Raw genomic sequence first — 13,037 nt, forward strand, 5'->3', positions numbered from 1 at the left:
ATGTTGCTGTGGTTAGTACAATTTTTCAAACAAGATCTTGGCCTGTTGCGGGTTTTTGGATTTATTACCTTCCGGGCTGTGTTCGCCACCATGACTGCGATTTCTATCGGCTTGTTTGCCGGTCCTGCTGTCATAAGAATGCTGACGCGTTTGAAGGTTGGGCAGGCAGTTCGCACGGATGGCCCAAAAACCCATTTAATTAAATCTGGAACACCGACTATGGGCGGTGTACTGGTCTTGATTTCTATCGGTGTCTCGACCCTGTTGTGGGCGGATCTGAGTAATCGTTTTATTTGGGTCGTGCTCATTGTGACCCTAGGTTTTGGCGCGGTTGGTTGGGTGGATGACTATCGTAAGGTGGTGTACCAAGATCCGAATGGGATGCGCTCGCGTGAAAAATATTTTTGGCAATCCCTGATTGGAATTGTTGCCGCCGTTTATTTGGCATTTTCAGTTTCTGCACCTACCAACACCAAGGTATGGGAATTGTTTGTCGCTTGGGTGCAATCGGGTTTTAGTATGGATCTCCCACCAAAAGCGGATTTGATCGTACCGTTTTTTAAGGCATTTAGTTACCCCTTGGGTGTTTGGGGATTTATTGGCCTGACCTATTGCGTCATCGTTGGGACCAGTAACGCCGTAAATTTCACAGACGGTCTGGACGGCTTGGCGATCATGCCGACCATCATGGTCGGTTCTGCTTTGGGCCTGTTTGCCTATCTGGCCGGACATGTTGGGTATTCAAAATATCTGTTAATACCGCATATTCCAGGCGCCGGTGAATTGCTGATTTTTTGCGGTGCGATGGCTGGGGCTGGCCTAGCTTTTCTTTGGTTTAATGCCCATCCGGCGCAGGTATTCATGGGTGACGTAGGTGCTCTGGCTTTGGGCGGTGCACTAGGTACGGTTGCCGTTATCGTTCGTCAAGAAATCGTGCTCTTCATCATGGGCGGTATTTTTGTGGCTGAAACTGTTTCAGTGATTTTGCAAGTCACGTATTTTAAATTTACTAAAAAACGCTATGGCACCGGAAAACGTCTTTTTTTAATGGCACCTCTGCATCATCATTTTGAGCAAAAAGGCTGGAAAGAAACTCAGGTAGTTGTACGTTTCTGGATCATTACGATGCTGTTGGTGTTGGTTGGACTGTCCTCATTAAAACTACGTTAATTAGAGCAAATTGTGAGTATGGAATTTTCAGGTAAACATGTATTGGTACTTGGTCTCGGCGAGTCGGGGCTGGCGATGTCGCGTTGGTTGCTGCGCTGCGGTGCCAAGCTGCGTGTGGCCGATACACGTATAGCGCCTGATCGATTAGCGATACTTAGATCCCTGTCTTCGGAAATCGAATTCATCGGCGCCGATTTTTCGGTAGACTTGTTAAACGGTATCGATCTAGTCGCGGTGAGCCCAGGATTGTCACCTTTGAACGAGCTGGCAATTTTATTGCCGGAAATACAGAAAAATAATATTCCGTTTTGGGGTGAAGTTGAAATTTTTGCGCACGCCTTGCTCGCATTGAAGTCTACACACGGATACCAACCGAAGCTAATTGCGATTACTGGCACCAATGGCAAAACTACCGTAACTAACTTGGTTGGTTTGCTGTGCGAACGTGCTGGTTTAAGCGTTAAGCTTGCCGGGAATATTAGCCCCGCGATGCTCGATGTATTGTGTGAAGCGATCGATGCCGACGCACTTCCTCAAGTGTGGGTGTTGGAATTGTCTAGTTTTCAATTGCATACCAGTTATAGCCTAGAGGCGGATGTTGCGACTGTTTTGAATATTAGCCAAGATCATCTGGACTGGCACGGCAATTTGAAATCATATTGTGCTGATAAGGCGCGCATATTCGGAACCAAAACCACACAAGTATTAAACCGTGACGATGCCCTGGTCATGGCGATGCAGATCTCAAATCCACAGTCTGAAAATAAACGGGTGACTTTCGGTATTCACGCGCCTTTGGCCGACGGTGACGTAGGCTTGCTGAACGAACACGGCATGATCTGGTTGGCCGCTGCGAATAGCGCGGAAGAAGAGCAGGCTGCAAGCCGTAGAAAAAAGAAAAATCTAGAAGAAGTCCCTATCATTATCTCGCGCTTGATGCCGGCCGATGCGCTTAAAATTCGAGGGCAACACAATGCCGCCAATGCCTTGGCCGCATTAGCACTTTGCCGTGCCATAGGCTTGCCCTTGGCGCCACTTTTGCATGGCCTGCGCGAATATACCGGCGAACCACATCGGGTTGAGCTGGTCGCTAACATCGCTGGAGTCGATTTTATCGACGACAGTAAAGGCACTAATGTAGGCGCCACGGTTGCCGCATTAAACGGCCTAGGTGCTGAATCACATGCCAAGGGCAAACGTATCATTTTAATCGCCGGTGGTGAAGGCAAGGGACAGGATTTCTCTCCCTTAACTGCGCCCTTGACGCGCTATGCAAAGGTTATTTTCTTGATAGGAAAGGCTGCGGCTGAGATGCGTCAGACCTTTCAAGAATGTCAGATAGAGTTACGAGATTTTTCTACTTTAGAGCAGGCCGTATGGGCCGCTGCGGAGATAGCGCAAGAGGGCGATATCGTCCTGCTTTCACCGGCTTGTGCCAGCCTTGATATGTTCCGAAATTATGCGCACAGAGCACAGGTTTTTGTCGATACGGTTCGTGAAGTAGCGCTGGCACGTGGAGAAATCGCTTAATAATGAAGCAGTTACTCTTCTCATTTAATAAGTGGTTGCCATTTGCTGCCGAGCCTGTGGCCGCGTCGCATCTGGCAAAACGCTCAAAGATGATGGAGTACGATCAGGCGCTAGTTTGGGTCACCATGATTTTAATGTTGTTCGGCATGGTGATGGTGTATTCGGCTTCGATTTCTTTGCCTGACTCACCCAAGTATGCCAACTACAAGAATGCGCATTTTTTGATACGTCAGGCGATTTTTGTTGCGCTCTCAGTGCTGGTTGGATTGTTCGTGTTTCGGATAAAAATTTCTGCTTGGCAGCGTGCCGCACCGTATTTGTTCGTACTGACCTTGCTATTATTGGTCGCCGTTTTGATACCAGGGCTAGGTAAGGGGGTCAATGGTGCGAAACGTTGGCTGTCATTTAAAGTGTTCAATATTCAGCCATCAGAATTGATGAAATTGTTTATGGTTTTGTATGCGGCTGACTACACGGTACGCAAGCAGGAGTACATGCATAAGCTGACCAAAGGCTTTTTCCCCATGATGGCGGCAGTTGCGCTATTGGGTTTGCTGTTGCTGTTGGAGCCAGATTTAGGCGCATTCGGTGTGATTGTTTGTATCGCGATGGGTATCCTGTTCTTAGGTGGAATAAATGGTGTTTGGTTCGCAGGAATCGCTGCCACCTTGGTTGGTATTTTTAGCATGGTGATCATATTTTCACCGTTCCGCCGTGAGCGTATTTTTGCGTATTTAGATCCCTGGGTAGAAGAACATGCCTTGGGCAAGGCCTATCAATTATCGCACTCGCTCATCGCGTTCGGACGAGGTGAATTATTCGGTGTCGGTTTGGGTGCCAGTGTAGAAAAATTACATTACTTACCAGAGGCGCATACGGATTTTTTGTTAGCCGTCATCGGTGAAGAATTAGGTTTTGTTGGTGTCATGACCGTAGTTCTTCTGTTCTACTGGATAGTCAAACGTGCCTTTGAGATTGGTCGGCAAGCCATCGTGCTTGATTTGACTTTTGCTGGATTGACGGCAAAGGGCATAGGTATCTGGATAGGCGTGCAAACTTTTATCAACATGGGTGTAAATCTTGGCCTATTGCCGACTAAGGGTTTAACTCTGCCATTGATGAGTTACGGTGGCTCGGGGGTATTGATTAATTGTGTGGGTTTAGCGATATTGTTAAGAATAGATTACGAAAATCGGATGTTGATGCGTGGAGGCCGAGCTTGAATTCCTCTACTAAAAAAAGCAAAAATTTGCTCATCATGGCGGCTGGAACTGGCGGTCATATTTTCCCTGGCCTGGCAATTGCGGAAACGATGCAGGAGCGCGGCTGGAGCGTGACCTGGCTAGGGACTAGCAAAGGTATGGAGAACCAAATAGTACCCAAGCATCAGATAGCGATGGACAATATCGATTTCTCTGGTCTGCGTGGAAAAGGTTGGGTGCATAGCCTTAGCGGCGCCTACAAGTTGATAGCAAGTTTTTTCACATGCATGCGTATTTTAGGAAAACGAAAACCCGATGTTGTACTCGGTATGGGCGGTTACGTTACGGTTCCAGGCGGTTTAATGGCAGCTTTACGGGGTAAGCCCGTGGTTTTGATGAACGCTGACGCCGCTTTGCTTTTGTCGAACAAGGCTTTAAGGCCGATCGCAAAAAAACTGTTATTCGGACTGCCTTCGAGTTTGCCGAATAGTGATGGAAAAATGGTGGTAACTGGCAATCCTATTCGTAAAGAAATTTGTCAGTTGCGATCGCCACATGTACGTTATGCGGAACGTCGTGGGGCATTGCGGATACTGGTCGTGGGCGGTAGCTTGGGTGCCAAAGTATTGAATGAAAGTATCCCTGATGCGCTGGCATTGATGCCTGTCGAAATGCGCCCAATAGTGACGCATCAATCAGGCAAACAGCATATCGAGACTCTAAAAAAACGCTACGCAGATTGTGAAGTAAAAGCCGAAGTATTGGATTTTATTGATGACATGCCTAGGCGCTATGCTGAGGCGGATCTGGTGATTTGCCGGGCTGGGGCGATCACTATTTCGGAGTTGACGGCAGCTGGTGTGGCCAGCATTTTGATCCCTTTTGTGGCGTCGAGTACCTCGCATCAAAAAGACAATGCGCTGTGGATGGCCGAGAAAAAAGCGGCGATCTATTTGCCTCAGGCGGAACTCAATGCAAAGACGCTAGCCTACACTTTATCGCAGATGAGTCGGGCGCAATGTCAGGAAATGGCACAAACAGCTTACCTCTTAGGTCAACGCGAGGCGAATCAGGTAATCGCAAAAATTTTGGAAAATTTAGTATGAAACATAAAGTCAAACATTTGCATTTCGTCGGTATCGGCGGCTCAGGGATGAGCGGCATCGCCGAAGTATTGCTCAATCTTGGATACGTGATCTCTGGTTCCGATCTGAGTAGTAATGCGGCCTCACAAAGATTAGCCAGTCTAGGTGCCAATGTGATGCTCGGGCATGCGGCTGAAAACATTGTCGGCGCCGATGCAATTGTTACCTCGACCGCAGTTAAGGCAGACAATCCTGAGGTGATTGCGGCAAGAGAAAAACATATTCCTATCGTACCCAGAGCTTTGATGTTGGCAGAATTGATGCGTTTAAAGAGTGGTATCGCGATTGCGGGAACTCACGGAAAAACCACGACCACCAGTTTGGTCGCGAGCATCTTGGCCGAAGGCGGTTTCGACCCAACGTTTGTAATTGGTGGCCGACTCAATAGTGCCGGTGCCAACGCTAAATTGGGAAGCGGTGATTTTATTGTGGCCGAAGCGGATGAATCAGATGCCTCATTTTTGAATTTATTGCCGGTGATAGAAGTGATCACGAATATCGATGCCGATCATATGGAAACCTATGAGCACGATTTTTCCAAACTCAAGCAAGCTTTTATAGAGTTCACTCAGAGATTGCCATTTTATGGTGTAGCGATACTTTGTCTTGATGATGTACACGTTAGAGAGATCATGCCCTTTGTCTCCAAGCCTATCGTGACTTATGGTTTTCATGAGGATGCCGAGGTCAGAGCCATAGATGCGATTGCGGTGGGCGGGAAAATGCAATTTACCGTGATTCAAGATGGTTACGAGGCGATGCCAGTGAGCCTGAATCAACCAGGTATGCATAATGTCCAAAATGCTTGCGCCGCGATTGCGATTGCGCGCGAAGTAGGCGTCGCTGATAGCGCCACGCAAAAAGCCTTGAGTGAATTTAATGGTGTTGGCCGCAGATTTACTCGTTATGGTGAAATCGCTTTACCGCAAGCAGGTAGTTTTGCGTTGGTCGATGATTATGGACACCATCCGGTTGAGATGGCTGCAACCATCGCCGCCGCCCGTGGTGCTTACCCTGGACGTAGACTGGTATTGGCATTTCAGCCGCATCGGTACACCCGTACCCGTGATCTATTTGAAGACTTTGTTAAAGTCATTTCAACTGCTGATGCCGTGGTGCTCGCTGAGGTGTACGCCGCTGGCGAAGCGCCTATCGTTGCTGCCGATGGCCGTGCTCTTTCGCGCGCATTGCGCGTGGCAGGAAAGCTTGAGCCAGTATTCGTTGAGGATATTTTGGATATGCCAGAAAATTTAATGCATGTGTTGAAAGCTGATGACGTATTGATCGTGATGGGCGCAGGTTCTATCAGTGCTGTGCCAGCAAAAATGGCGCAAGCCATATCGAAATAAGTCAGAAATTATGAGCGAAATGAAAATGGAAAACTTAGGAAAAGTCGGTGTTTTGTTCGGCGGACGCTCTGCCGAACGGGAAGTGTCCATCATGTCTGGCAATGGGGTCTTGTCGGCACTAAAAAGTTTTGGTGTGGACGCGCATGCTTTTGATCCCGCTCAGCGTAGTTTGGCTGATTTAGAGTCAGAAAAATTTGATCGGGTTTTTATAGCCTTGCATGGTCGCTACGGTGAAGACGGTAGTCTGCAAGGTGTCTTGGAGCAGTTGGCGATTCCATATACCGGCAGTGGTGTGATGGCATCCTCGATAGCGATGGATAAAATTTTCACCAAGAAAATTTGGCAGAGTCATCAACTGACTACGCCTAACTATGCGGTGTTGACACTAGGTAGTGATCTGGATCTGGTTAGTGCGGAGTTGGGTTTGCCTTTAATCATTAAACCACCGCATGAAGGCTCGACCATAGGAATTACCAAGGTCAATGTCACAGCTGAGATGGCTGCAGCTTACACTTTGGCGGCCGAGTTTGATGACGAAGTATTGGCTGAAGAGTTTATTCAAGGGCGCGAGTTAACGGTCGCTGTGCTCGGAAAGGGTGCTAATGCTTACGCACTTCCTATCATAGAGATAGTCGCACCTGAAGGTAATTACGATTATCAAAATAAATATTTTACTGACGACACCAAGTATCTTTGTCCGGCGCCTATGGATGCCGCTTTGACTGCTGAGATACAAGCGATGTGTGTCGAGTCGTATCGTGCGATTAATTGCGAAGGCTGGGCAAGGGTAGACGTGTTGCTAAGAGCTTCCGACAATAAACCATTTTTGATAGAAATTAATACCTCGCCAGGTATGACTGGGCACTCCTTGGTGCCTATGGCGGCGCGCGCAGCTGGGATGAGTTATGAAGAAGTCTGCCTGACGATTTTGAAGACCGCAAGTCTGAAAATAAAGCCAGACACAAAAAAGGAAAGTAGTTAAAACACATGTGGCAAGACATCAAAATCTTGAATGCAGCGGCAAATGCTTTGATCGGCATCTTGTTACTCGCACTTTTGATGTCCGGAATCTGGTGGGTAATTCAGCGTCCGATGTTTACTTTGACTGCAATACGAATCGAAGCTGTGGATAAGGGCAATTTGCGACATGTGAATGCCTTGACGATTAGAAATGCCGCGATACCGAAAATCAAAGGGAATTTTTTTACCAGTAATTTAGATTTGGTTAGAAGTGCTTTTGAAACGGTGCCTTGGGTGCGTAAAGCCAGCGTACAAAGAGAGTGGCCGAACAAACTTATTGTGGTGCTTGAAGAGCACGAGGTGCTTGGTACCTGGGGAGATGAGGGGCGACTCATCTCAGCCAAAGGGGACGTGTTTACTGCGAATTTGGCGGAGGCGGAAGAAGATGCCGACCTGATCGAATTTGTTGGCCCGCAAGGAAGCGAGAAAGAAGTGTTGGCGCGCTACTTCGATTTTAAGAAGTGGTTCGCGGTGATAAATCTGGAGCCAGATGCGGTGCAATACTCTAATCGTTATGCTTGGAGTTTGAAGTTGAGCAATGGTATGAAGGTTGAGTTGGGGCGTATGCAAGACGAGTCGAGTTTGAAGAAACGAGTGGATCAGTTATTGGCGGTATATCCGCAGTTGCTCACGAGTTTGCGAGATAGTATTGAAAGTGTGGATATGCGGTATCCGAATGGACTAGCTCTGAAATCGAGTAAGAGTTCCTTGGGATTGAAAAGCAAACTTAAGTAAGTGGAATGACATGACAAAAGATGCAAAAAACCTGATAGTCGGTCTCGATATTGGCACTTCAAAAATCGTTGCGGTGGTAGCCGAAGTCATGCCGGATGGACGGCATGAAGTAATCGGCTTGGGACAACACGAATCCAAGGGACTCAAAAAGGGCGTGGTCGTCAATATTGAGGCAACCGTGGAATCGATACGACGCGCATTGGAAGAAGCAGAGTTGATGGCCGACTGTAAAATTCGGCACGTCTACACGGGAATCGCCGGCAGCCATATCCGTAGCTTCAACTCTAGCGGTATGGTTGCGATTAAGGATAAAGAAGTCACCGCGGCCGATGTCTCGCGCGTCATAGAAACCGCTAAAGCGGTGAATATTCCTACTGACCAGCAACTGCTGCATACCTTGCCACAAGAGTTCATCGTGGATAGTCAGGACGATGTGCGCGAACCAATAGGGATGAGCGGCATCCGTCTTGAGGTGAAGGTTCACATCGTTACCGGTGCGGTTTCTGCGGTACAAAATATCGTCAAATGCGTGCGCCGTTGCGGCCTCGAAGTTTCTGATTTGATCTTGCAACCTATGGCCTCGGCTGAAGCAGTTCTCACCAAAGACGAAAAAGAATTGGGCGTGGTCCTGATTGACATTGGTGGTGGCACTACTGATGTTGCGGTATTTAGTGAGGGTGCGATTCGGCATACTGCGGTGATACCGATTGCCGGCGATCAGATCACCAACGATATCGCGATGGCACTACGCACACCGACCTCGGAGGCTGAAGAAATTAAAATCAGATTCGGTGTTGCTAAACAGGTTCTGGCTGATCCATCCGATACGCTAGATGTTCCTGGTTTGGGTGACCGCGGTCCAAGATCGCTATCACGTCAGGCTTTGGCGGCGGTGATAGAGCCGCGTGTTGAAGAACTATTCGCCTTGGTGCATCAAGTGGTGCGCGAATCAGGCTACGAAGATGTGCTCTCTTCCGGTATCGTTTTGACGGGCGGCTCAGCCATCATGCCGGGGATGGTAGAGATGGCTGAAGACATATTTTTAAAGCCAACTAGATTGGGAATGCCGGTCTATTCTGGTCAGTTGGCGGACGTGGTGCGCAGCCCACGTTATGCGACAGTTTTGGGGTTGTTGTTGGAAGCAAAGAAGCAGTATATGCGCGGGCATATCGTGACCAAACAAGAAGGTTCGGCAAAAGCGGTCTGGCAACGCATGAAAGAGTGGTTTTTGGGGAATTTTTAGATTATTTATACGTATAAATCGCGTATAAAGTAAGCATAAATTGTAGTAATCATTTTATAATGTTGTTATCTGCAGTTTGCATTCGCTAGTCGTGACATAGGGTGATGACTAGCGACTGAAAACTGCCTACTTGGAGGATGCATGATGGAGTTCGATATGGTCGATAACGCTACGCAAGGCACCGTAATCAAGGTGGTCGGTGTTGGTGGTGCCGGTGGCAATGCAGTACAGCATATGATTAACAAGGGTGTCTCTGGCGTCGAGTTCATTTGCGCCAATACTGACGCTCAGGCGCTGACGCAATCCAAAGCACACAATGTGATACAAATCGGTGAAACTGGTTTGGGCGCAGGGATGAAGCCTGAGGTTGGTCGTCAGTTGGCTGAAGAGTCACGCGCGCGAATTGAAGATGCCTTGCGAGGTTCGCATATGGTTTTTATCGCCGCAGGTATGGGCGGTGGAACTGGTACCGGAGCTGCGCCTGTCGTTGCGCAGATCGCCAAGGAATTAGGTGCATTGACCGTTGCGGTGGTTTCCAAGCCATTTTCTTACGAAGGTAAGAAATGTATGGATATCGCTGACGAAGGTTTGGAAGCGCTGTCCAAGCATGTCGATTCTCTCATCATCATTCTCAATGAAAAGCTGGAAGAGATTTACGAAGATGACAGCATGATAGAGTGGCTGCAACACGCCGACAATGTACTCAATAATGCGGTTGCGGGTATCGCTGAAATCATCAATGTACCAGGCCATATCAACGTCGATTTTAACGACGTGAAAACGATTATGGGCGAGCAGGGTAAGGCCATGATGGGAACGGCAACCGCTTCTGGCGTAGACCGCGCCCGTATTGCAGCGGAGCAGGCAGTGGCCTCTCCACTGCTAGACGGTATCGATTTGTCTGGTGCGCGTGGTGTCTTGGTTAACGTTACCGCTAGTCGTAGTCTGAAGGGTAAAGAGATCAAAGAAGTCATGGCAGCGGTACGTGCATTTGCTGCCGATGATGCCTCGATCGCCCAAGGGATTGCGTATGACGATAGCATGGGTGACGATATCCGCGTCACTGTAGTGGCAACAGGTTTGGGCCGTGGCAAGAAAAATATTCAGCTGGTGCAAACACCTATGCTGCGTACCGGTACTCACAATGAGCCTATGATGATGGCGACTACCGCCAGCACTACAGCAAATATGGGGATGACATCGTCGGCCGGCTTCGAAAGCCTGAGTAAGCCAGCGGTATGGCGACGTGAATCAGCCTCTGATCAGGTGCGTGCTTTGGAAAAAAATGGAATGGAAACTTATGATATTCCGGCTTTTTTACGCAAACAAGCTGATTGATCTTGCTTCGCCAAAATATCGTGCGATGTAGTTTGAAATAGTTGAAAAATAGCTCGAAGCAAAACGCCGGCAATCGCTGGCGTTTTGCTTTCTGCAAGAAAATTAAGACTAAGGCATACTTGCGCTCAGCCCGTTTTTTAACAATACACAAAGTTGATGTTTGTTATGAGGCGGTGTACTTTCATCTATTACTGGAGCCAGATATGACTATCAAGATCGCAGAAAAATTACCCGAAGGCAGTTTAGCCGAATTCATCGAAGTCGAATCTGAGGGTTGCTCACTCGGACCAAATACTTTTAGCGTAGCCGATCTGAGCAAAGGTAAGACCATCGCAATTTTTGGTTTGCCAGGCGCCTATACACCAACTTGCTCGGCTAAACATGTACCAGGTTATGTGGAACACGCTGCGGCTTTGAAAGCCAAGGGCGTCGATGAAATCTGGTGTATCTCGGTCAATGATGCGTTTGTGATGGGCGCATGGGGGCGTGATCTGAAAGCGACTGGCATCGTGCGTATGATGGCCGACGGTAATGGCGCATTCAGTAAGGCTTTGGGTTTGGATGCTGATTTTAGTAAATTCGGTATGGGCACGCGTTCCCAGCGTTATTCTTTACTCGCAGTTGATGGCGTAGTGAAGCAATTGAATATTGAAGAAGGCGGAAATTTCGAAGTATCGAATGCAGAAACGATGCTGGCGCAATTGTCCTAATTTTTTTCCTCGTAAAAAAGCGCACAAATTTGTGCGCTTTTTTATTTTTGATGCCAGCTTTTAATTGCTAGTCGCAAGCTACTTACGGGTATCGATTTTGGCAAGCAGATATAATACTCAGATGTTAAAACAAAGAACAATCAAAAAACAGGTCAAAACCATAGGTGTGGGAGTTCACTCCGGTACTAAGGTGGATTTGATACTGCGTCCAGCGCCTATCGATACTGGCATCGTGTTTACCCGTATTGATTTAAACCCGCCCGTGGTATTTGAAGCGCAAGCCTTGAACGTCGGGGATACTCGCATGGCATCGACCTTGACCAATCAAGGTGCGAAAGTGTCTACCGTTGAACATCTGTTGTCTGCTTGTGCTGGCTTGGGCATCGATAATTTATATGTCGATGTCAGTGCTGAAGAAATCCCTATCATGGATGGATCAGCATCTTCTTTCGTGTATCTGCTGCAGCAAGCGGAAATGCAAGAGCAAAACGCAGCGAAAAAATTCATACGCGTTTTAAAGCCGGTAGAAATACGTGAGGGTAGTGGCAAATCCGAAAAATGGGCGAGGTTGGAGCCTTTTGATGGGTATAAGTTACATTTTTTCATAGAGTTTAACCATCCCGCGGTGGATGGTACGACTCAGACCGCCGAGGTGGATTTCTCTAAAGTGTCCTACGTCAAGGACGTGGCTAGAGCCCGCACCTTCGGCTTCATGCAGGATGTAGAGATGTTGCGCGGCATAGGATTGGCGCGCGGCGGATCTATGGAAAATGCTATCGTGATGGATGAATTTCGTATCTTAAACGCCGATGGACTGCGCTTTGATGACGAGTTTGTGCGGCATAAAATTCTCGATGCTATCGGTGATTTGTACCTGATCGGGCATCCCTTATTGGCAAGTTATAGTGCGCATAAATCCGGTCATGGACTGAATAATCAGTTATTGCGCGCCTTGCTGGCGCAGCCTGATGCCTATGAAATCGTGACCTTTGACCAGGAGACACTGGCGCCAGCGTCGTATGCCGAGCAAGAGCGTCGTGAGTGGGCGCTATCTTGATTGTATTTAGCCGCAGCGGATATTTCTAGACTTGGTTGCGCTGTACTAATCTATGTAATGCCGCCCTCAGTTCGGCATTTTGGGGGGTGTCGTCTAAACTATGTTCCAGTGCGTCAAAAGCGTTAATCGCACTGCTAGTGAAAACTAGTTGCTTCACTGGGCTAGGTTTTTCTATGGTTTTCCTAACTTGTACTTTGATCCGTATTGCGTTAATCTGCCAACCGCGCAACTGCAATTGTGCGAGCAATTTAGGCAAAGTTTGTTTCAACTTGCTTGCCAGTGAGGCATTCGGAGCGGCCAAACTTAATTGCTCATCGGCCAGTTGCAGTACTTCACAACTATCAAATACGCCCGGCAGTATGGCGGCACATTCTTTCTGCAATGAGGCATTGCGCTTGATACTTGGTAGTAAAGGCGAAATTTTGTCATTGCGGGCTAAATAGTTGGCGATACCGCTGGCATCGGGTAATTTTCTACCGCGTTTGATATTGAGTTTAAATGGAGGTGGCGTTAATGATTGCATGGATAGCACCTTACC

Annotated in this window: 12 protein-coding genes; 11 read left to right on the forward strand and 1 reads right to left on the reverse strand. The window is 48.0% G+C overall.

Going from position 1 to position 13,037, the window contains the following annotated elements:
- The 11 genes from mraY to lpxC all read left to right on the forward strand — a co-directional run bounded on the left by mraY (nucleotide 1) and on the right by lpxC (nucleotide 12,499).
- On the forward strand, nucleotides 1-1,170 hold the full coding sequence (gene mraY / locus EJN92_RS12760) for a phospho-N-acetylmuramoyl-pentapeptide-transferase (RefSeq protein WP_126128174.1): 1,170 nt from the start codon (nucleotides 1-3) through the stop codon (nucleotides 1,168-1,170).
- Between the two features lie 18 nt (nucleotides 1,171-1,188).
- Complete coding sequence (gene murD, locus EJN92_RS12765; RefSeq protein WP_126128175.1) at nucleotides 1,189-2,700, forward strand: UDP-N-acetylmuramoyl-L-alanine--D-glutamate ligase; 1,512 nt, start codon at nucleotides 1,189-1,191, stop codon at nucleotides 2,698-2,700.
- 2 nt (nucleotides 2,701-2,702) lie between these two features.
- Nucleotides 2,703-3,923 carry a putative lipid II flippase FtsW gene (gene ftsW / locus EJN92_RS12770; RefSeq protein ID WP_126128176.1) on the forward strand — a complete coding sequence of 407 codons (1,221 nt, stop codon included), beginning with the start codon at nucleotides 2,703-2,705 and terminating at the stop codon, nucleotides 3,921-3,923.
- Nucleotides 3,920-5,008: an undecaprenyldiphospho-muramoylpentapeptide beta-N-acetylglucosaminyltransferase gene (gene murG / locus EJN92_RS12775; RefSeq protein WP_227869531.1), complete on the forward strand. Its 1,089-nt coding sequence runs from the start codon at nucleotides 3,920-3,922 to the stop codon at nucleotides 5,006-5,008. Before ftsW ends, murG begins: the two co-directional genes overlap by 4 nt.
- Nucleotides 5,005-6,396 carry a UDP-N-acetylmuramate--L-alanine ligase gene (gene murC / locus EJN92_RS12780; protein WP_126128178.1) on the forward strand — a complete coding sequence of 464 codons (1,392 nt, stop codon included), beginning with the start codon at nucleotides 5,005-5,007 and terminating at the stop codon, nucleotides 6,394-6,396. The genes murG and murC overlap by 4 nt, the downstream gene beginning before the upstream one ends.
- A gap of 10 nt (nucleotides 6,397-6,406) precedes the next feature.
- Nucleotides 6,407-7,378 (forward strand): D-alanine--D-alanine ligase, encoded by a 972-nt coding sequence (locus EJN92_RS12785; RefSeq protein ID WP_126128179.1) that lies wholly within the window; start codon nucleotides 6,407-6,409, stop codon nucleotides 7,376-7,378.
- A 5-nt stretch (nucleotides 7,379-7,383) separates the two neighbouring features.
- A complete protein-coding gene (locus EJN92_RS12790) occupies nucleotides 7,384-8,151 on the forward strand; it encodes a cell division protein FtsQ/DivIB (RefSeq protein WP_126128180.1) in 768 nt (255 codons plus the stop codon).
- A 10-nt stretch (nucleotides 8,152-8,161) separates the two neighbouring features.
- Nucleotides 8,162-9,394 (forward strand): cell division protein FtsA, encoded by a 1,233-nt coding sequence (gene ftsA / locus EJN92_RS12795; RefSeq protein ID WP_126128181.1) that lies wholly within the window; start codon nucleotides 8,162-8,164, stop codon nucleotides 9,392-9,394.
- 144 nt (nucleotides 9,395-9,538) lie between these two features.
- On the forward strand, nucleotides 9,539-10,732 hold the full coding sequence (gene ftsZ / locus EJN92_RS12800; RefSeq protein WP_126129910.1) for a cell division protein FtsZ: 1,194 nt from the start codon (nucleotides 9,539-9,541) through the stop codon (nucleotides 10,730-10,732).
- A gap of 203 nt (nucleotides 10,733-10,935) precedes the next feature.
- Nucleotides 10,936-11,442: a peroxiredoxin gene (locus tag EJN92_RS12805; protein WP_126128182.1), complete on the forward strand. Its 507-nt coding sequence runs from the start codon at nucleotides 10,936-10,938 to the stop codon at nucleotides 11,440-11,442.
- Between the two features lie 121 nt (nucleotides 11,443-11,563).
- Nucleotides 11,564-12,499 (forward strand): UDP-3-O-acyl-N-acetylglucosamine deacetylase, encoded by a 936-nt coding sequence (lpxC, locus tag EJN92_RS12810; RefSeq protein ID WP_126128183.1) that lies wholly within the window; start codon nucleotides 11,564-11,566, stop codon nucleotides 12,497-12,499.
- 25 nt (nucleotides 12,500-12,524) lie between these two features.
- On the opposite strand, the gene EJN92_RS12815 is transcribed toward lpxC, so the two are convergent.
- The gene (locus tag EJN92_RS12815) at nucleotides 12,525-13,022 is read right to left on the reverse strand and encodes a DciA family protein (RefSeq protein WP_126128184.1); all 498 of its coding nucleotides are present in this window, start codon (nucleotides 13,020-13,022) and stop codon (nucleotides 12,525-12,527) included.
- Nucleotides 13,023-13,037: the final 15 nt, after the last annotated feature.

It is taken from the genome of Undibacterium parvum, assembly GCF_003955735.1.
Classification (GTDB): domain Bacteria; phylum Pseudomonadota; class Gammaproteobacteria; order Burkholderiales; family Burkholderiaceae_D; genus Undibacterium; species Undibacterium parvum.

Excerpts from the sequence above, each read along its gene's own strand:
- EJN92_RS12790 (WP_126128180.1), top strand. The coding sequence starts at position 7,384 with ATGTGGCAAGACATCAAAATCTTGAATGCAGCGGCAAATGCTTTGATC.
- murD (WP_126128175.1), top strand. The coding sequence starts at position 1,189 with ATGGAATTTTCAGGTAAACATGTATTGGTACTTGGTCTCGGCGAGTCG.
- lpxC (WP_126128183.1), top strand. The coding sequence starts at position 11,564 with ATGTTAAAACAAAGAACAATCAAAAAACAGGTCAAAACCATAGGTGTG.
- EJN92_RS12785 (WP_126128179.1), top strand. The coding sequence starts at position 6,407 with ATGAGCGAAATGAAAATGGAAAACTTAGGAAAAGTCGGTGTTTTGTTC.
- ftsW (WP_126128176.1), top strand. The coding sequence starts at position 2,703 with ATGAAGCAGTTACTCTTCTCATTTAATAAGTGGTTGCCATTTGCTGCC.
- EJN92_RS12805 (WP_126128182.1), top strand. The coding sequence starts at position 10,936 with ATGACTATCAAGATCGCAGAAAAATTACCCGAAGGCAGTTTAGCCGAA.
- murC (WP_126128178.1), top strand. The coding sequence starts at position 5,005 with ATGAAACATAAAGTCAAACATTTGCATTTCGTCGGTATCGGCGGCTCA.
- ftsZ (WP_126129910.1), top strand. The coding sequence starts at position 9,539 with ATGGAGTTCGATATGGTCGATAACGCTACGCAAGGCACCGTAATCAAG.
- EJN92_RS12815 (WP_126128184.1), bottom strand. The coding sequence starts at position 13,022 with ATGCAATCATTAACGCCACCTCCATTTAAACTCAATATCAAACGCGGT.
- ftsA (WP_126128181.1), top strand. The coding sequence starts at position 8,162 with ATGACAAAAGATGCAAAAAACCTGATAGTCGGTCTCGATATTGGCACT.
- mraY (WP_126128174.1), top strand. The coding sequence starts at position 1 with ATGTTGCTGTGGTTAGTACAATTTTTCAAACAAGATCTTGGCCTGTTG.